13 protein-coding genes are annotated in these 19,422 nt (G+C 72.0%); 4 read left to right on the top strand and 9 right to left on the bottom strand.

The window, feature by feature from the left end:
- Positions 1-10: 10 nt before the first annotated feature.
- Genes I6G21_RS09795 through ileS form a run of 4 tightly spaced genes read right to left on the bottom strand, consistent with a single transcriptional unit; the run spans position 11 to position 6,691 of the window.
- A complete protein-coding gene (locus I6G21_RS09795) occupies positions 11-1,270 on the bottom strand; it encodes a folylpolyglutamate synthase/dihydrofolate synthase family protein (RefSeq protein WP_064725382.1) in 1,260 nt (419 codons plus the stop codon).
- The gene (locus I6G21_RS09800; protein WP_058730715.1) at positions 1,267-1,710 is read right to left on the bottom strand and encodes a DUF4233 domain-containing protein; all 444 of its coding nucleotides are present in this window, start codon (positions 1,708-1,710) and stop codon (positions 1,267-1,269) included. Before I6G21_RS09800 ends, I6G21_RS09795 begins: the two co-directional genes overlap by 4 nt.
- Positions 1,698-3,383, bottom strand: coding sequence for a bifunctional folylpolyglutamate synthase/dihydrofolate synthase (locus I6G21_RS09805; protein WP_064725383.1), 1,686 nt, complete (start codon positions 3,381-3,383; stop codon positions 1,698-1,700). Before I6G21_RS09805 ends, I6G21_RS09800 begins: the two co-directional genes overlap by 13 nt.
- 8 nt (positions 3,384-3,391) lie before the next feature.
- Entirely contained in the window at positions 3,392-6,691 is a 3,300-nt protein-coding gene (ileS, locus tag I6G21_RS09810) for an isoleucine--tRNA ligase (protein WP_064725384.1), read from the bottom strand.
- A 392-nt stretch (positions 6,692-7,083) separates the two neighbouring features.
- Between ileS and I6G21_RS09815 the strand changes: the two genes are divergently transcribed.
- A complete protein-coding gene (locus tag I6G21_RS09815) occupies positions 7,084-7,488 on the top strand; it encodes a DoxX family protein (protein ID WP_197939447.1) in 405 nt (134 codons plus the stop codon).
- A gap of 64 nt (positions 7,489-7,552) precedes the next feature.
- On the opposite strand, the gene cobA is transcribed toward I6G21_RS09815, so the two are convergent.
- The 4 genes from cobA to I6G21_RS09835 form a co-directional block, all read right to left on the bottom strand.
- The gene (cobA, locus tag I6G21_RS09820; RefSeq protein ID WP_061225661.1) at positions 7,553-8,770 is read right to left on the bottom strand and encodes a uroporphyrinogen-III C-methyltransferase; all 1,218 of its coding nucleotides are present in this window, start codon (positions 8,768-8,770) and stop codon (positions 7,553-7,555) included.
- The gene (locus tag I6G21_RS09825; protein WP_064725386.1) at positions 8,767-10,482 is read right to left on the bottom strand and encodes a nitrite/sulfite reductase; all 1,716 of its coding nucleotides are present in this window, start codon (positions 10,480-10,482) and stop codon (positions 8,767-8,769) included. Before I6G21_RS09825 ends, cobA begins: the two co-directional genes overlap by 4 nt.
- 173 nt (positions 10,483-10,655) lie before the next feature.
- Entirely contained in the window at positions 10,656-11,471 is an 816-nt protein-coding gene (locus tag I6G21_RS09830; RefSeq protein WP_058730258.1) for a sirohydrochlorin chelatase, read from the bottom strand.
- Entirely contained in the window at positions 11,468-12,244 is a 777-nt protein-coding gene (locus I6G21_RS09835; RefSeq protein ID WP_058730257.1) for an SDR family oxidoreductase, read from the bottom strand. The genes I6G21_RS09830 and I6G21_RS09835 overlap by 4 nt, the downstream gene beginning before the upstream one ends.
- Positions 12,245-12,325: 81 nt before the next feature.
- Here I6G21_RS09835 and I6G21_RS09840 point away from each other — a divergent pair, with 81 nt between their 5' ends.
- The 3 genes from I6G21_RS09840 (at position 12,326) to I6G21_RS10760 (ending at position 18,563) form a co-directional block, all read left to right on the top strand.
- Positions 12,326-14,251 carry a solute carrier family 23 protein gene (locus I6G21_RS09840; protein WP_058730256.1) on the top strand — a complete coding sequence of 642 codons (1,926 nt, stop codon included), beginning with the start codon at positions 12,326-12,328 and terminating at the stop codon, positions 14,249-14,251.
- Positions 14,252-14,335: 84 nt separating this feature from the next.
- Positions 14,336-16,981 carry a valine--tRNA ligase gene (gene valS / locus I6G21_RS09845; RefSeq protein WP_064725387.1) on the top strand — a complete coding sequence of 882 codons (2,646 nt, stop codon included), beginning with the start codon at positions 14,336-14,338 and terminating at the stop codon, positions 16,979-16,981.
- Positions 16,971-18,563 (top strand): LssY C-terminal domain-containing protein, encoded by a 1,593-nt coding sequence (locus I6G21_RS10760; RefSeq protein WP_232238445.1) that lies wholly within the window; start codon positions 16,971-16,973, stop codon positions 18,561-18,563. The genes valS and I6G21_RS10760 overlap by 11 nt, the downstream gene beginning before the upstream one ends.
- Before the next feature lie 114 nt (positions 18,564-18,677).
- Here I6G21_RS10760 and I6G21_RS09855 read toward each other — a convergent pair whose 3' ends face one another.
- A complete protein-coding gene (locus I6G21_RS09855; RefSeq protein WP_064725388.1) occupies positions 18,678-19,298 on the bottom strand; it encodes a mycothiol-dependent nitroreductase Rv2466c family protein in 621 nt (206 codons plus the stop codon).
- Positions 19,299-19,422 lie beyond the last annotated feature (124 nt).

The raw sequence follows: 19,422 nt of genomic DNA on the forward strand, positions 1-19,422 counted from the left end.
AGGCGGAGGGTCAGCCGCGCGGGGTCTCGAGGCTCCACAGCCGCCGCACCTGCACCCCCAGCTGCCGCAGCACGGCCGTGCCGAAGGAGATCGTGCCCAGCGCGAGCTCGACCCGCGTCGGATCGGAGGCGGCGTCCCGGCCCGGCCGAATCCGCTCCAGCAGCTGCGCCAGCCCGATCACCGGGACCCTCTCCGTCAGCTCACCGGGCAGCCGGTAGTCCAGGTGCCCGTCCCGCCCCAGGTCCACGAAGGCGTGCTCGACGCCGCGGTCATCCAGCAGATCGGCGATGGCCCGCCAGTCCTTGGTCATCGGCACGGACCACCACACCCGCTGCACCCGCCCCGCATCGGAGACGGCCCGCGCGGCCTCCAGCGCGTGGGCCGCCCCTGCCGCGTCGATTCCCGCGTCCACGACCAGCAGGCAGCCGTCCGGAAGGCGGTGGGCGCTGCCGCGCCCGGGCCGACGCACCGGGCTGGACCCGAAGCCTTCCGGCGGTTCGTCCACGCCCAGGGCGCGGGCCGCCGCGCGCGCCGCGGCCAGCGCGACCCGTTCGTTCTCCACGAGGAAGTCACCCGCGGGCACCACCACCAGGGGTGCTGCGTGGCGGGCGCAGGTCCGGCGCAGGAGCCGGTCCGGGCCGGGCGCCTGCGGGACGCTGGCCACGGGGGCTGGCCCGTGCACCAGGCCGATCTTCTCCTGGGCCACGTGCATCAGGCTCGGTCCGAACACGTCCAGGTGCTCCGGGAGAATCCGGGTCAGGGCCACGGCCACCGGGTCGAACAGGCTCACGGCGTCGTGGGCCCCGCCCATCCCGGCCTCGTGGACTACGACCTGCGCCCCGGCCGCGCGCAGCATCGCGTGTCCCAGCACCGTGAACAGGTCCGTGGGCGCCAGATACGCGCCGGGGGCCGGGGTCGCCTCGGGCAGGACGGCGGCCAAGTGGTCCAGGCCGTCGCGGTAGGCCGCGGCGGGCAGCACCTTCCCGTCCAGGACGAAGCGGTCCCGGTTGGAGATGATCCCCGGGGAGCTGACCAGCCCGACGCGCAGCCCGCAGGCCTGCAGGCGCCAGGCGATCTCCGCGGCGGTCTGCCCCTTGCCCTTGGAGCCGGTCACCACCACGCTCGGTGCGGGGTCGGCACCGCGCAGCAGGCCCGTCAGGACCCGTCCGGCCGCGGCGACGTCGCGCACGGCGTCGGCGGGCCGAGCCGCCCAGCCGGCGAAGACCGTCCGGGATTCCAGGGCCCGCAGGCCCTCATCGGTCGCGCTCACGCGCGCCCGTGGGTGCGCTCCCACTCCTGCTCGGCCTCGAAGCGCTCGGCCTTCTCCCGGTCCAGGCGCGCGCCCACGACCATCGAATACCACCAGCAGGCCAGGAAGCACGCGCCGATGAAGAACATCGCCGGCACCAGGAACCCCGTGGCCACCAGCAGCACCTGCAGCACCCAGCCGGCGGTGTACCCCCAGGGCCTGCGCAGCAGGGCGCACAGGGCGACGAAGGCCGCCGCGAAGATCAGGCCCCCGATCATCACCGCCGTCTTCAGGCCCGCCCCCGCGTGGAAGACCGAGAGGCCGAAGAACGCCAGGGTCGCGAAGAACACCACGAGGGCCTCGAGGACCAGCACGGTGGAGGCGAACATCATCCGCACGGAGCTGGGCTTCTTGACCTGTCCGGGCCGCCATTCCCGCTGCGCGCGCGTCAGCCGAGCCACGGGCCCTCCTCCCCTCCGGTCGGCTCCCCGTCGGCTCCCGTCAGACCGGATTCCGGCAGCGGGCCCAGCAGCATCCGGGCCTCCCCGGCCACGGTCACGGAGCCGGTGATCAGCACGGCGGCGTCCAGCTCCTCGCGCACGGCGGCATCGGAGACGGCCGCGGTGATCGCCTCGTCCAGGCCGGCGAAGGCCTGCACGGCGTCCTCGTCGAAGCCCTCCGCCACGGCCAGGCGCGCCAGCTCCTCCGGGTCGATGGCCCGCGGGGAGTGGGAGGCGCTGATGTACAGGCGGGCGTCGAAGCGTTCGGACTCGGCGTAGGACTCGCGCAGGATGCGCAGCATCTGCGCCGCATCCTTATCCGCCAGGATCCCCAGGACGATCTCCAGCTCCCGGGCGGGCACGGTCTCCTCGATGGCGCGCACCTGCGCGAGCAGCCCGTGCGGGTTGTGCGCGGCGTCGATGATGACGGTCGGGGCGGTGCGCACCGTCTCCATGCGGCCCGGGGAGCGCACGGCCGCCAGGCCCGCCCGCACCAGCTCGACGTTCAGCTCGCGTTCTCCCCCGCCCAGGAAGGCCTCGACGGCGGCGATGGCCAGTGCGGCGTTGTCCGCCTGGTGCTCCCCCGCCAGGGGCAGCGCCAGGTCCTCGTAGACCCCGGCCAGCCCCTGCACCGCGAGCACCTGACCGCCGGTTCCCGGGACCCGGGAGCGCACCCCGAACTCCACGCCGCCGAAGCGGAACGGAACCCCGGCCTCCCGGGCCGCCTCCAGCAGGATCTCGGCCGCGGCCGGACGCTGGGCGGAGGAGACGAGGAAGCCGCCGGGCTTGATGATCCCGGCCTTCTCCCGGGCGATCTCTTCCACGGTGTCCCCGAGCATGCGGGTGTGGTCCAGGTCGATCGGGGTGAGCACGGAGACCGCGGCATCGGCGACGTTGGTGGCGTCCCAGCGACCGCCCAGACCCACCTCCAGGACCATGACGTCCACGGGGGCCTCGGCGAACACGGCGAAGGCCAGCACGGTCATCGCCTCGAACTCGGTCAGCGCCACCTCCCCGCGCTCGGTGAGCCGCTGGTCGGCCAGGAGCAGGAAGGGCCGGATCTCGTCCCAGGTGCGCACGAAGGTCGCGTCGTCGATCGGGGCGCCGTCCACGGCGATCCGTTCGGTGACGCGTTCCAGGTGCGGGGAGGTGTAGCGCCCGACCCGCAGATCGTGGGCCATCAGCAGGGCCTCGACCATCCGGGCCGTCGAGGTCTTGCCGTTGGTGCCGGTCAGGTGGATCACCGGGGCCGCATGAGCGGGATCCCCCAGCAGGTCCATGGCCAGGCGCATCGCGTCCAGGCGCGGGGCCATCTGGGTCTCCGGGGCACGCCCGCGCAGCTCCGCGGCCACCGACTCCGCGGAGAACGCGTCCTCGCCCGGGTCCGGGGCCAGGTGCGGCAGATCCGCCTCGAGGTCCTCCCCGATGCCGTGGGGCACCGGGGAGGAGGAGCCGGTGCGCTCCATCTCGGTCAGCTCGCGGGCGATCGCCTCGTCCTCGTCCTCCAGCTCCTCCTCCCCGCCGAAGTGCGGATCCAGCGGATCCAGCTCCGGGGGGAAAGGCGCGGGCTGCGGCTCGGCGCCGTCGTGGTCCTCGCGGGGATCCTGCTCCTCGCGGAAGGGCTGCTCGCTCATGCTCTGGCTCAGTCCTCGGTCGTCACGGTCACGTGCAGGCCCTCGCCCGGCTCCAGGACGAGGTCCTCGGTCAGGGTCTCGGCCGTCACCAGCTCGGCGTGGGCTTCCACGGCCGCGAGGGTCGCGGCGTCGGCGATCACCACGGTGCGGATCCGGTCCGAGACCATGAGGTCCTCGTCCTTGCGGGCCTGCTGGATCGCGCGGATGACGTCCCGGGCGGTGCCCTCAGCCTGAAGCTCCGGGGTCAGGTGCGTGTCCAGGACGAGGAAGCCGCCGTCGATCACGGCCACGGCCCGCTCGGTCCCGGCGGACTCGTCCACCACGGTCTCCAGCTCGAACTCACCGGGCTGCAGGCCCAGGGGCTCCTCGAGGGTCTCGGAGCCCACCACGACCCCGTCGCCATCGGTCCGCCAGTCCCCCGCCTTCGCAGCGCGGATGGCCTGCTGCACGAGCCGACCCAGCCGGGGTCCGGCGGCCCGGGCGTTGACCTTCAGGCTGCGGGAGATGCCGTAGTCCTCGGCTGAGGTCTGCTCGGCGTCTAGCACGGTCACCGTCTTGATGTTCAGCTCTGAGGCGATGATGTCCGCGTAGGTACCCGCCAGGTCCGCCCCGCGCGGCGCGGCGACGGTCAGGGAGGCCAGGGGCTGGCGCACGCGCAGCCGGTGGGCCTTGCGCAGCGCCGAACCGGCCGAGCACACGGCCCGGGTGGTGTCCATGAGCTCGGACAGATCCGCCTCCTCGGCGAAGGCCCCGGCGTCCGGCCAGTCGGCCAGGTGCACCGAGCGGCGCCCGGTCAGCCCGCGCCACATCTCCTCGGCGGTCAGCGGCAGCAGGGGCGCTGCCACCCGGCACGCCGTCTCCAGGCAGGTCCACAGCACGTCGAAGGCGACGATGTCCTCGTCGAAGAAGCGCTGGCGGGAGCGGCGCACGTACCAGTTGGTCAGGGCGTCGGCGTAGTGACGCAGGTGCTCGCAGGCGCTCCACACGTCGTAGGCGTCCATCGCCGCGGTGACGTCCGTGATCAGCTGGCGGGTGCGGGCCAGGATGAATCGGTCCATCACGTGGTCCGAGGTGTAGCGGGGCCGGGCCTCGTAGCCCTCCCCGTCGAAGGCCGCGTTCGTGTACAAGGTGAAGAAGTGGTACACGTTCCACAGCGGCAGCATCACCTGGCGCACGCCCTCGCGGATGCCGCGCTCGGTGACGATGAGGTTGCCCCCGCGCAGGATGGGGCTGGACATCAGGAACCAGCGCATCGCATCGGAGCCGTCCCGGTCCAGGACCTCGGAGACGTCCGGGTAGTTGCGCAGGGACTTGGACATCTTCTGCCCGTCCGAGCCCAGCACGATGCCGTGGGAGACCACGTTCTTGTACGCGGGCCGGTCGAACAGGGCCGTGGCCAGGATGTGCAGGGTGTAGAACCAGCCGCGGGTCTGCCCGATGTACTCCACGATGAAGTCCGCCGGGTAGTGGTGCTCGAACCACTCCTTGTTCTCGAAGGGGTAGTGCACCTGGGCGTAGGGCATGGACCCAGAGTCGAACCACACGTCCAGCACGTCCGGGACGCGGCGCATCGTGGACTTCCCCGTCGGGTCATCCGGGTTGGGCCGGGTCAGCTCGTCGATGAACGGCCGGTGCAGATCCGGCTCTCCGTCGTGGTTGAGCGGCAGGCGCCCGAAGGCCTCTTCCAGCTCCGCGAGCGAACCGTAGACCTCGGTTCGCGGGTAGTTCGGGTCATCCGAGACCCACACGGGGATCGGCGAGCCCCAGTAGCGGTTGCGGGAGATGGACCAGTCCCGGGCGTTCTCCAGCCACTTGCCGAACTGGCCGTGCTTGACGTTGCCGGGGATCCAGTTGATCTGCTCGTTGAGCTCGACCATGCGGTCCTTGAACTCGGTCACCGACACGTACCAGGAGGTGATGGCCCGGTAGATCAGGGGGTTGCGGCAGCGCCAGCAGTGCGGATACGAGTGCACGTAGGACTTCTCCCGGATCAGCGCGCCCTTGGCCTTCAGCGCGTTGATGACGGTGCGGTTGGCCTCGAAGACCTGCACCCCGGCGATCCCGGTCAGGGTGTCGTCCCCGGAGGCGGTGGGCTCGGCGAACAGCGGCAGGAACTTCGCGCCCTCGTCCACGGAGAGCACCACGGGGATGTCGTGGGCCTCGCAGACCTTCTGGTCGTCCTCACCGTAGGCGGGGGCCTGGTGGACCAGCCCGGTGCCGTCGGTGGTGGTCACGTAGTCCGCGACCAGCACCTGCCAGGCGTTGCCGGTGCCGTAGGTCTCGGCGTCGACGAAGTGATCCCACAGCGGCGCGTAGCGCACCCCGGCCAGCTGGGCGCCGTCGTAGGTCCGCACGACGCCGGCCCGGGCCGTGGCGACCGGATCCTCGGCGTCGGCGTACCCGAGGTCCTTCGCGTACTCGGCCAGCAGGTCCTCGGCGACCACGTAGCGGGCCCCGGCCCGCTCACCGGCACCCTCCACCAGCACGTAGCGGATGTCCGGGCCGACGGCGATCGCCTCGTTGGTCGGCAGGGTCCAGGGCGTGGTGGTCCAGGCCAGCAGGTGGGCACCGGCCAGCTGGCGGGCGACGTCGGGCTCGGCGGCCAGGGAGGTGTCCTCGGTGACCTCGAAGGCCACGGTCACCGTGGGGTCCTGCCGGTCCTGGTAGACGTCGTCGTCCATGCGCAGCTCGTGGTTGGACAGCGGGGTCTCGTCCTTCCAGCAGTACGGCAGCACGCGGAAGCCCTGGTAGGTCAGGCCCTTCTCGTGCAGCCGCTTGAAGGCCCAGATGACCGATTCCATATACTCGACGTTGAGCGTCTTGTAGTCGTTCTCGAAGTCCACCCAGCGGGCCTGGCGGGTGACGTACTTCTGCCACTCGTCGGTGTACCTGAGCACGGAGGAGCGGCAGGCGTCGTTGAAGCGGTCGATGCCCATCTGTTCGATCTGCTTCTTGTCCGTCATGCCCAGCTGTTTCATGGCCTCCAGCTCGGCCGGCAGCCCGTGGGTGTCCCAGCCGAAGCGGCGGTCCACCTTGTGCCCGCGCATGGTCTGATAGCGAGCCACGAGGTCCTTGACGTAGCCGGTGAGCAGGTGGCCGTAGTGGGGCAGGCCGTTGGCGAAGGGCGGCCCGTCGTAGAACACGAACTCGTCGGTGGGTCCGTCCGGGTTCTCGCGCTGGTCGATGCTGGCCTGGAAGGTGCCGTCCTGCTCCCAGTGGGAGAGCACGGCCTCCTCGATCGCGGGGAAGGAGGGGGAGGCGGGGACGGCGTCGCCTGCGGCGGAGGACTTGGGGTAGTGGCTGCTCACGCGGACATCCTGAGGCTGGTCGGGTCTCTTGCTCGTCAGGACGCCCGCCGCCGCGGGACCGTTCGGGTCCCGGACCGCGCACGCGGTACCACCTCACTTGCCGGGGCCGAGGAGCCCGCGGCGGCGCACAGGGGCCGCCGCGGGAGGTTCTCGACGGTCCTCGACCGCTTCATTCGTCGGCTGTGACGGGCCTGCCCGTCCGGGTCTAATGAGGCTGTATCTGTTCCGCCTTCCCCCGCGCCGCAGCGCTTCGGTGGGGGTCGGCAGGTACCGCCCGTTCTTCCGGATTGCTCGCCGGTGATGGCCGGGTCATCGCACTGGCCCCAGTGTAGGCCCGCCCGCTCCGGGGTGTCTAACGCCGACCGCGCCCCCGCCGCGACTACGGTGGATGCATGGCCGATTCCCGCAAGACCCCGACCCCATCCGCCCACCCCCGCGCCGCACGGTCGGCCCGCCTCCAGGCCGGGGCGCTGACCGGGATGGGCCTGCTGCACTTCCTCCGCGCGGGTGCCTTCGACCCCCTGATTCCCCCGGCCCTTCCCGGCTCGGCCCGCGCCTGGACCTACGGCTCGGGGGCTGCGGAGCTCACCGTGGCCGCCCTGCTGGCCAGGCACCGCACGCGCCGGATCGGCGGGCGGGCGGCCGTCGGGCTCTACCTGGCAGTGTGGCCCGGCAACGTCCAGATGGCCTGGGATGCCCGGCACGACTCCCCCGCGCGCCGGATCATCACCCTGGCCCGCCTGCCGCTGCAGATCCCGATGATCCGCGCCGGCCTGCGGGTCGCGCGCGAGGCCTGAGGCACCCGCCCGCTGCCGCCCGGCTCGTCCCGCCCCGCCCGGCCCCTTCTGGTGTGGGCCGAGTTCAGTCGGTCGAGGCGCCCATCGCGGCCACGTCCCCGACGACGATCACCGCGGGGGCGCGGACCCCGCGCCGCCGAGCCAGCTGCGCGATGGTCTCCAGGGTGCCCACCGTGGTGCGCTGCTCGGGGGTCCAGCCGCGTTCGACGATCGCGACCGGGGTGAGCGGGTCGTGGCCCAGCTCGATCAGGTGCCGGGAGGTGTCGGCCAGTCGGCGCACGCCCATGAGCAGGATGAGAGTATGCGCCCTGTCGTGCGGGACCACCGGGAGCTCGGTGTGCGCGGTGACCACGCTGAAGCCGTGGGAGAGGTTCCGATGGGTCACCGGGATCCCGGCGGCTGCCGGCACGGATACGGCGGAGGTGATCCCGGGCACGACCTCCACGGGCACCCCGTGGGCCGCGCAGTATTCCTCCTCCTCGCCCCCGCGGCCGAAGACGAACGGGTCCCCGCCCTTCAGGCGGACCACCCGCAGGCCCTTCCGGGCCTCCTCCACGAGGGTCGCATTGATCCGGTCCTGGGTGACCTTGTGGTACCCGGCGCGCTTGCCGACGTCGATGATCCGGGCGTGCTCGGCCAGGCGCGGCAGCAGATCCACCGGACCGAGCCGATCCGCCACCACGACGTCGGCATCGGCCAGCAGGTGCCGCCCGCGCACGGTGAGCAGGCCGGGATCTCCGGGGCCACCGCCGACCAGCGCCACGCCGCCGGGAGGCAGCCGCGACTCGTCCGGGGATTCCAGCACCTGCTCCCGACGGGCCCGGACCGGGGCTTCCCCCGTCTCCAGGCGCGCCTGGATCCAGGCGGCCACGGCCTTGGCTCGGGCGGGATCCGCGGCGGCGTTGACGCCCACGCTCACCCCGTGCGCCCGGGCGGCGGCCGCGGACCACGCGGTCGAGGCCTGGGGATCGCCGCCGATCACGGCGAAGATCCGACGGCTCTCGGCGGCCTCGGCCAGCTCCCGCTGGGCCCTCGGGCTGCTCGTGTGAGCGAACAGGAGCCACACCCCGTCCAGATCCGCGGCCGCGGCCCGGCGCCGGTGCCACACCAGGTGGGGGTCCTGATCGGCCAGACGCGCCAGCTCCTCGGTGACCTCCGGGGCCACCAGCAGCACCCGGGCCCGCTCGATCAGCAGGGCCCGGACCCGCCGCTCGGCCACCGGGCCGCCGCCGGCGACGAGCACCGTCCGACCCGCCAGCCGCAGGCCGACGGGCAGGCTCACGCCACCAGCTCCTCATCGGCGGTGCGCGCCCAGTCCGCGAAGCCCTGCTCGGGGTCCTGCCGGTGGCGCAGGTAGGAGCGCACCAGGCGCTCCACGTAGTCGGCGATGCCCGTGGCCGGGACCTTCAGCCCGCGCACGGTGCGCCCGGTGACCCCGCCGTCGTTGGCGTACCCGGACAACTCCCCACCCAGGTGCACCTGGAAGCCGGGCACCTGCTCCCCGACCTCATCCGTGATGATCTGGCCCTTCAGCCCGATGTCCGCGGTCTGGATGCGCGCGCAGGAGTTGGGGCAGCCGTTGATGTGCAGGGTCAGCTGCTCGGGCAGCCGTTCGGCCACGTCGGCCAGGCGCTCATCCAGGTCCCGGATGACCCCCTCGGCGGTGTCCTTGGTGTCCACGATCGCCAGCTTGCAGAACTGGATGCCCGTGCAGGCCATCGTGGTGCGGCGGAACAGGGACGGCTCGGCCTCCAGGCCGATCTCCCGGGCTCCCGCGACGAAGGCCTCGACGTCGTCCTCCGGAACGTCCAGGACCACGATCTTCTGGTAGGGGGTCAGCCGCAGCCGGCCCGCGCCGTGGTCCTGCATGAGGTCGGCCAATCGGTTCAGCAGCCGCCCGCCGACGCGCCCGACCACCGGGGACAGCCCGACGTAGTATCGGCCGTCCTTCTGCCGGTGCACCCCCACGTGATCGCCCGTGCGGGTCGGGCGCTGCGGGGCGGGCCCGTCCGGCAGGCGCCAGCCGAGATACTCCTCCTCCAGGACCTCGCGGAACCTCTCGGGACCCCAGTCGGCCATGAGGAACTTCAGCCGGGCCCGGTTGCGCAGGCGGCGGTAGCCGTAGTCCCGGAAGATGCTGGTGACCCCGAGCCAGACCTCGGCCGCGTGCTCCGGGGCGACGAAGGCGCCCAGGCGCTGGGCGAGATGGGCGTTGGTGGACAGCCCGCCGCCGACCCACAGGTCATAGCCGGCCCCCAGCTCGGGGTGGACCACCCCGACCAGCGAGATGTCGTTGATCTCGTGCACCACGTCCTGGCTGGGGTGACCGGTCACGGCGGTCTTGAACTTGCGCGGCAGGTTGGACAGCTCGGGGTCCCCGATGAAGCGCTCCTTGATCTCCCGGATGGTCGGGGTGGGATCCAGGATCTCCTCGGCGGCCACTCCGGCCACGGGCGAGCCGAGGATCACGCGGGAGACGTCCCCGCAGGCCTCCGTCGTGGACAGGCCCACGGACTCCAGACGCCGCCAGATCTCCGGGACGTCCTCGATCTGCACCCAGTGCAGCTGGATGTTCTGCCGATCCGTGACGTCCGCGGTGCCGCGGCCGAACTCCTCAGAGATCCCCGCGATCACGCGCAGCTGCTCCAGGGTCAGCGCACCGCCGTCGATGCGCACCCGCATCATGAAGTACCGGTCCTCCAGCTCGGAGGTCTCCAGCTTGGCGGTGCGCCCGCCGTCGATGCCGGGGCGGCGCTGGGTGTACAGCCCCCACCACCGGAACCGGCCGTGCAGGTCGTCATCGGCGATCGCGTCGAATCCCTCGCGGGCGTAGACGGACTCGATGCGCTCCCGCACGTTGAGTCCGTCGTCCTCGAGCTTGAACTCCTCGTTGTGGTTCAGCGGGGCGCGTCCGTCGATCTTCCACTGGCCGTTCGGTTTGGCGGCGCGCTTGCGCTTCGGGGTGGGCTGCGCAGCCGGTGCGGTACCTGACATGGTTCGACCCTAGGGAACCCCCGCGGTGAGCGGAAAAATCGGCTCAACACGGAACAACGCGGGGACGCGCGGCGTCATCTGAGGTGATCCGAGCGAAACATGATGCCGCGCGAGCACCCCGGGGCGCGCGTCCGGCGAGGCGGGGGCCGCCCGGGGCGCCGTCGGTGCCGGGATCAGGTGGATTGGGTCTCGACCTCGACCTCGCCGCCCCCGGCGGCGGCCGCGGCCCGGCGCAGGGCCAGCAGGGCGACGGCGCGCAGCCCCGCCTCGTCCTCGGCCTCCACCAGGGGTCCGGCCAGGCGCTGCGGACCGGCGGCGGCCAGCCGGTCCTGGAAGGTCCCCGGGGTGAGCAGATAGGAGGAGCAGGCCACCGCATCCGCCTCGCTGCCGGCGGCGCGCACGACCTCGGCGATGCTGGGCCGGCCGGCGCCGTAGCCCAGGTGCACCGGCAGGCCCAGGGCATCGGCGAGCAGGTCCCGCTGCCGGGCGGCGGCCCGCCGGCCGGCGGTCACCGAGGAGCCGGCCGCCCCCATGACGACGGCGCCCGGCTCTACCTCGGGGCTCCACCCGGCCTCTCGCAGCCGCCGCACCTGCAGGGCCGCCAAAACCGGGTCCGGGCCCAGGGCCCGGGCCACGACCATGCCGTGTCCGCGGCGCAGTCCGGGATGCCGCCGGGCAGCGTTCTGCAGATCCACCCGCGTGTGGTAGCCGGTGGACAGCAGCAGCGGCTGGATGACCCCCGGGCGATCAGGGGGCAGGGCGCCGACCACCGCGTCGGCGGAGGGCTCCTGCACGTCCACCGAGGCGGCGTGCACCGGTCCGGGGGCGAGGGAGCGGATCGCATCCACCAGGGCGGCCATGGTCCGCTGGCCCAGCGCGCTGCGGGTGCCATGCCCGCACACCACCAGGTGCACCCCGGACAGGGCCCGCCGCTCGTCCGGGTCCAGCGGGTCCTGGGTGTCCGGCCGGGCCGGCCGGTGCCCGCTCACGAGGGGTCCCGGCGGATGACCTTGTGCTGGGCGGCCTGGGCCACCGGGCGCAGGGTCACGGTGTCCAGGGCGATGTGGTGCGGCAGGGTCACGGCCAGGACGTTGACGCGGGCGACGTCCTCGGCGGTCAGCGGCTGCTCGACCCCGCGGTACACGGCATCGGCGGCTTCCCGGGAGCCCAGCCGGTTCAGGGAGAACTCCTCGGTGCGCACCATCCCCGGGCGGATCTCGATCACGCGCACGTTGTGCTCGGCCTCCTCCAGGCGCAGCGCCTCGGTCAGGCCGCGCTCGGCGAACTTCGCGGCGTTGTAGCCGCCGCCGCCCTCGTAGCCGGCCTCCGCGGCGGTGGAGGTCAGATTCAGCACGGTGCCGCGCCCGTTGGCGCGCAGGTCCGGCAGGAAGGCGCGGACGGTGTTCAGGGTGCCCAGGACGTTGACCTCGTACATGGCCCGCCAGTCCTCGGGATCGCCGTCGGCCACGGCGTCCATGCCGATCGCGCCGCCGGAGATGTTCAGCAGCGCGTCCAGCGGTCCGTGCTCCCGCCGCACCCGCTCGGCCAGGGCCGCCACCGCCTCGGGATCGGTGACGTCCAGGGGGTGCGGGATCACCCCGGTCTGCTCGGCCAGCTCCTCCAGGCGCTCGGCGCGGCGGGCCGCGGCGTACACGGTCCAGCCCTCGGCGCGCAGCTGACGGGCTGTCTCCCGCCCGATCCCGGAAGACGCTCCGGTGACGACGGCGGTGCGGGTGGTGCTCGATGCGGTGGTCTCGCTCATGTCCCCCACCCTAGCGACGCCCGGATGACGATCGTGTGACCCGGACGATGGGAGGTCTTCTGCGGCGGTACCCTCGATGGGGTGAGCCTCCCTGCATCCGCGCCCGTGCGCCACCCGGTCGACCGCGTCCCTCCGTTCCCCCGCCTGGCGGCGCTGGGCGTCCAGCACGTCCTGGCATTCTACGCCGGCGCGGTGATCGTGCCGCTGCTGATCGCCCAGTCCCTGCACCTGGATGCGGCCACGACGATCCACCTGATCAACGCGGATCTGCTGACCTGCGGTCTGGCCACCCTGATCCAGTCGGTGGGTCTGGGTCGCCGGGTCGGGGTGCGCCTGCCCATCATCCAGGGCGTCACCACCACCGCCGTCGCCCCGATCATCGCGATCGGGCTGGGGGCCACGGACGGGCGCGGCGGCGTCGAGGGCCTGCCGATGATCTACGGGGCCGTGATCGTCTCCGGGCTGTTCACGTTCTTCGCCGCCCCGGTCTTCTCCCGGCTGCTGCGCTTCTTCCCGCCGGTGGTCACCGGCTCGGTGCTGCTGTGCATGGGCACCTCGCTGCTGGCGGTCTCCGCGAACGACGTCGTGGACCACGCCCAGGACGCCCCGGACGCCAGGGCCATCGCCTACGCCGCGGGCACCCTGTTGGTGATCGTGCTGGTCCAGCGCTTCTTCCACGGGTTCCTGGGCACCCTCGCGGTGCTGATCGGGCTGGTGGCCGGCACCGCGGTCGCCCTGCTGCTGGGCGATGCCCACCTGGACGAGGTGGGTCGGGCCGATGCCCTGGGCATCACGACCCCCTTCTACTTCGGCATCCCGCAGTTCAGCGTCTCGGCGATCCTCATGATGGTCATCGTCATGATGATCACCATGGTGGAGACCACCGGGGACGTGTTCGCCACCGGGGAGATCGTGAAGAAGCGGATCCGGGCGAAGGACGTGACCGCGGCGATCCGGGCCGACGGCGTCTCCACGACCCTGGGCGGGGTGCTGAACTCCTTCCCGTACACCTGCTTCGCCCAGAACGTGGGCCTGGTGCGCATCACCGGGGTGAAATCCCGGTGGGTGGCCGCGGCCGCGGCGGTCCTGATGATCGTGCTCGGGCTGCTGCCCAAGGCCGGGGCCGTCGTCGCCTCGATCCCCTCGCCGGTGCTGGGTGCTGCCTCCCTGGCGCTGTTCGCCAACGTCGCGTGGGTGGGGATGCAGACCATCGGGCGGGCGGACATGTCCGACAACCGCAACGCGGTGATCGTCACGACCGCCCTGTCGCTGGCGATGCTGGTGACCTTCAAGCCGGAGATCGCCCAGGTGCTGCCCTCCTGGGCGCAGATACTGCTCTCCTCCGGGATGATCGCCGGGTCCATCACGGCCATCGTGCTGAACCTGCTGTTCTTCCACGTGGGTCGCCAGAGCGGCGGGCTCATCGCTCGCTCCCCGGAGGGCGAGGGTCTGACCCTGGAGCAGATCAACGCCCTGGACCGGGAGGGCTTCGTGCGCGCCCTGGGTGAGCTGTTCAACCGCGAGACCTGGCCGCTGGAGCAGGCCTGGGAGTCCCGACCCTTCGCCGACGTCGCCGCGCTGCGCGAGGCGATCCAGGTGGCCGTGCTCACCGCGCCCCGCCAGCGGCGCGAGGCCCTGATTCACGACTACCCGGACATGGCCCAGCTGATCACCGCCCCCGAGGAGGAGCACGCCCGGATCTCCCGGGACCGCGGCTCCCTGGGGCTGGAGGACCTGGACGATGCGCAGCTGGCGGCCCTGCAGGAGCTGGCCGCCCAGTACCGCGAGCGCTTCGGGATGCCGTGGGTGGCGTACCTGTCCACCACGGATTCGGTGGATCGGGTGCTGCGCTCGGGGGTGCGGCGCCTGGCCAACTCGGCCGCGCAGGAGCACCGGGTGGCGCTGACACAGATCGTGGAGATCGCCAACGACCGCTTCGACGCGCTGCTGGCCGGGGCGAATCCGGTGCGGGCCTCCTGGGATCGGAAGTTCACCGAGCTGGACTGACCGGGCCGGAGCCGATCCGGACCGGGTGGAGCCGGGCCCGGTGGGCCGACGGCTCACGGCGGCGTGCGTGAGACAATGGGCGGCATGGCTGAGATCAACCAGGGCACAGACGCGCCCGCACGCACCACCGTCCCCGACAAGCCCGGACTGGAGGGCCTGGAGGAGAAGTACTCGCAGGCCTGGCGGAAGGCTGGGACCTATGCCTTCGACGCGCAGACCAGCCGCGAGCAGGTCTACTCCATCGACACTCCCCCGCCCACGGCGTCGGGCTCCCTGCACGTGGGACACATGTTCTCCTACACGCAGACGGATGTGATCGCCCGCTACCAGCGGATGCGCGGGAAGAACGTGTTCTACCCGCTGGGCTGGGACGATAACGGCCTGCCGACCGAGCGGCGGGTGCAGAACTACTACGGGGTGCGCTGCGACCCGTCGAAGCCGTACGTGGAGGGGTATCGCCCGCCGGAGAAGCCGGCGCGCAACCAGCGGGACTGGGATGTGATCTCCCGGCAGAACTTCATCGAGCTGTGCGAGGAGCTGGCGGTCGAAGACGAGAAGGTCTTCGAGCACCTGTTCATGACCCTGGGCCTGTCCGTGGACTGGGATCGCACGTATCGGACCATCGACGCCCATTCCCGCCGGGTTTCCCAGCGGGCGTTCCTGCGGGATCTGGCGGCCGGCAACGCCTACATGGCCGAGGCCCCGACCATGTGGGACGTCACCTTCCGCACCGCGGTGGCCCAGGCGGAGCTGGAGGACAAGGAGCGCGAGGGCGCCTACCACCGGATCTCCTTCCACCGGCCCGACGGGCAGAAGGTGTGGATCGAGACCACCCGCCCGGAGCTGCTGCCCTCCTGTGTGGCCCTGGTGGCGCACCCGGAGGATGAGCGGTACCGAGAGCTGTTCGGCACCACCGTGACCTCGCCGCTGTTCGGCGTCGAGGTTCCGGTGAAGGCCCACGAGCTGGCGCAGCCGGACAAGGGCGCGGGGATCGCGATGATCTGCACCTTCGGCGACACCACGGACGTGACCTGGTGGCGGGAGCTGGATCTGCCGACCCGCGCGCTGATCGGCCGGGACGGGCGCTTCGCCCGGGAGGTCCCGGAATGGATCACCGACGAGGACGCCCGGGCCCGCTACGAGCGGATCGCCGGGGCCACCGTGTTCACCGCGCAGAAGACCGTGGTGGAGATGCTCGGGGAGAACGGGGAGATGGAGGGTGAGCCGCGGCGGATCACCCACCCGGTGAAGTTCTACGAGAAGGGGGACAAGCCCCTGGAGATCGTGACCTCCCGGCAGTGGTACCTGCGCAACGGCGGTCGCGACGAGGACCGGCGGAGGACGATGATCGAGCGGGGCCGGGAGATCTCCTGGCACCCCGCGTTCATGCGCAGCCGGTACGAGAACTGGGTGGAGGGCCTGAACGGGGACTGGCTGGTCTCCCGCCAGCGGTTCTTCGGCGTGCCCTTCCCCGTGTGGTACCCGGTGGATGAGCACGGGGAGCCGGACTACTCCTCCCCCGTCCTGCCCACCGAAGAGCAGCTGCCGGTGGATCCGGCCGCGCAGGCTCCGGCCGGCTACGCCGAGGATCAGCGGGATCAGCCCGGCGGGTTCACCGCGGACCCGGATGTGCTGGACACCTGGGCCACCTCCTCCCTGACCCCGCAGATCGCGACCGGGTGGGGCGAGGACGACGGGCTGCACGCCAGCACGTTCCCGATGGATCTGCGTCCGCAGGGCCACGACATCATCCGCACCTGGCTGTTCTCCACCGCGGTGCGCGCGGATTCCCTGGAGGATTCCGTGCCGTGGCGGCACACGGCCCTGTCCGGGTGGATCCTGGATCCGGACCGGAAGAAGATGTCCAAGTCCAAGGGCAACGTGGTGGTGCCCCACGAGGTGCTGGACAAGTACGGGGCCGACGCCGTGCGCTACTGGGCCGCCTCGGCCCGCCTCGGGGCGGACACCGCCTACGACGAGGGGCAGATGAAGATCGGCCGGCGTCTGGCGATCAAGCTGCTCAACGCCTCCAAGTTCGTGCTCATGCAGGGGGTCACCGCGGATTCGGTGATCGGCCGCGGCGCGGACGCGACGGTGGTGGTCAACGGGCTGGATCGGGCCCTGCTGGCCCGGCTGGAGCAGGTGGTGCGGGAGGCCACGCAGGCCTTCGAGGACTACGAGTACGCCAAGGCCCTGCAGCTGACCGAGACCTTCTTCTGGACCTTCACGGATGACTACGTGGAGCTGGTCAAGGACCGGGCCTACGGCGGGCGCGGTGCGGCCGAGCAGGCCTCGGTGCACGCGGCGCTGGCCACGACCCTGGACGCGCTGCTGCGGCTGTTCGCCCCGTTCCTGCCCTTCGCGACGGAGGAGGTGTGGTCCTGGTGGCGCGGCGGCGTCGAGCAGGGCGCCTCGGTGCACCGGGCCGAGTGGCCGAGCACGCAGGCTTACGCGGGCGTGACCGGGCAGGCGGAGGTCCTCGACGTCGTCGGCCGCGCCCTGTCCGGGGTGCGCAAGGCCAAGTCCGAGGCGAAGGTCAAGCAGCGCACCGAGGTCCTCGAGGCCACCGTGCGCGCCGAGCAGGCCGTGCTGGACCTGCTGGCCGAGGGCGCGGAGGACCTGAAGGCCGCGGGCAACGTCCGCGGGCTGCGGCTGCTCGCGCAGACCGGAGCGGAGCTGGCCGTGGCCTCGGTGCGCCTGGCCGCCGAGGACGCCGCCGATGCCCGCTGAGCGCTCCGAGACCGAGCAGCCGCGCCCGGCGGTCGAGGCGGAAGCCTCGCCCGCCGGGCGCGGCCCGTCCCGCTACGCCACCTCCGAGGGCCGCGGGCGGGACCCGCACTACCCCGAGTACCAGGGGGATACGGATCAGACCCAGCAGACCCGCTTGCAGCAGCAGCTGCAGGACGAGCGGCGCCTGATCGACGACTGGCCGGATAAGGTCTACTTCATCCTGGCCGGGCTCGCCTCGATCTGGCTGGCCGTGGTGGCCCTGACCCAGGACGTGCACATGAGCTGGTGGTCGGTGCTGTTCATCCTGATCTTCTGGGGGCTGGCGGCGTACCTGACCCTGCCGCGCTTCCACCGGATCATGACGACCATCTACGTCCCGGACTACTTCTTCGGCCGCACCCAGACCGGTGACGGCCTGCTCGGGGATCCGGTGAACCTGGCGTTCCTGGCGGAGGAGGACGACATCCACGAGGCGATGCGCCGGGCCGGGTGGACGATGGCGGAGCCGGTGACGCTGAAGAGCTCGTGGCAGATCATCATCTCCTCGCTGACCAAGCGCTCCTACCCGTCCGCGCCGGTCTCCCCGCTGCTGCTGTTCGGGCGCCGCCAGGATTTCGCGTACCAGCAGGAGGTGGACGGCAACCCGTCCAAGCGCCATCACGTGCGCTTCTGGAAGACCCCGGAGGGCTGGATGCTGCCGGGCGGGCAGCGGGCGGACTGGGTCGCGGCCGCGACCTACGACAACGCCGTCGGGCTGTCCCTGTTCACCCTGCAGGTCACCCACAAGGTGGATGCGGCCACGGACCTGGAGCGGGACTACGTGGTCCAGACGCTTGGCTACACCAGCCCCGAGGCTTCGGTCCGGGTGCTGGAGGGGTTCATGAGCGGGTACAACTCCCGCAACGGCGGCGGGGACCAGATCCGCACGGACGGGAACCTGCCCATCGTGGACCTGGACGAGGTGGTGCCCGGGGACCACGAGGAGGATTCCGGGGAGCAGGCCCGCGGGCCGCGCGGACACCGGAACCTCTCCCAGCTGGCCGAGAAGGCGCCGCCGCAGGTCTGGCTGGCCGGGGCGCTGGTCTCGCTGGTGGCCCTGCTGCAGATGGGGCGCAGCCTGTACCGGCTGTTCACCCCGGAGTTCACCCGGTCGGTGCGCGAGCAGCGGCTGATCGACGCGGCGGAGGCCTTCGCCGCGGACACGGGCAGCGACCTGTGGGATGTGACCCTTGCGCTGGTGACGGCGGCGATCGCCGTGATCGCGCTGGTGCAGGTGCTGCTGGCGATCAACGTGGTGCGCGGGCGGTACCGGGCCCGGCAGATCAGCCTGGCCCTGCTGCTGGTCAGCTTCGTGGCCACCGCGGTGGAGGTGTTCAACGGGACGGCGGACTCCTCGATCACCTACGCGGTGTTCGTGGTGATGGCCAGCCAGGTGTTCGCGATGATCGAGTACACCTCGGATGACGCGATCAACTACACGTGGGCGGCCCGCCAGACGCTGCGCCGGCGCAAGGCGCAGAAGCGGAAGGATCGGCGCGAGACCCGGAGCGCGGCGCGCGGCGGATCCTCCGACCGGGGGTGAGCCCCGGCGGGCACGAGGGCGCGGGAGCCGCCCCGATGCGCGCAGGCCCCGGCCGCCCTTCCCGGGATCGGGAATCGGCGGCCGGGGCCTTCGCTCGCGGCGGGGTCGGGCGGCTCAGTCGAACTGCGGTCCGCGGGTGCGGGAGCGCTTCAGCTCGAAGAACCCCTCGTAGGAGGCCAGGGCGAGCGCCCCGTCCCAGACCTTTCCGGCCTCCTCGCCCTTCGGCGCCGGGGACATGACGGGGCCGAAGAACGCCGCACCTTCCAGCGCGATGATGGGCACGCCGACGTCGTCTCCGACCAGCTTCAGCGCGCGGGCGTTGGAGGCGCGCAGGGCGTCGTCGTAGGTGTCCTTCTCGGCCTCCTCGGCCAGCTCCGCCGGCAGCCCGGTCTGCTCCAGGGCCCGCTCGATGGCCTCGCGGAGGCGCTTGGTCTCGTCCTGCTCCCCGGTGTTCTCCGGGTGGATCGCGGTGCCGACGGCGTCGTAGAAGGCCTTGACCTTCTCCTGCCCCTGGGTCTCGCGCACGGCCATGGCCACGCGGGCCGGTCCCCGGGAGCGGTCCAGGTGGGCGCGGTAGTCGGCGGGGATGTCCTTGTCCTCGTTGAGGAGGCTCAGGCTGAAGGGATTCCAGGTGACCTCGACGTCGCGGATGCCCTCCACCTCGGTCATCCAGCGGGAGGTCATCCAGGCCCACGGGCAGATGGGATCGAACCAGTACTCGACCTTCTCGGTCATGGCGTGTGCTCCTTCTCGGGTCGCGTCGGGCCCCTTCCGGGGCCGCTGCCGTCCAGCACAGCCGCGCAGGAACCCCGATTATTCCCCGGCGGCGCTCCGACTGCGCAGCTGGCGCAGCTCCCAG

The organism is Rothia kristinae (assembly GCF_016028855.1).
GTDB lineage: Bacteria > Actinomycetota > Actinomycetes > Actinomycetales > Micrococcaceae > Rothia > Rothia kristinae.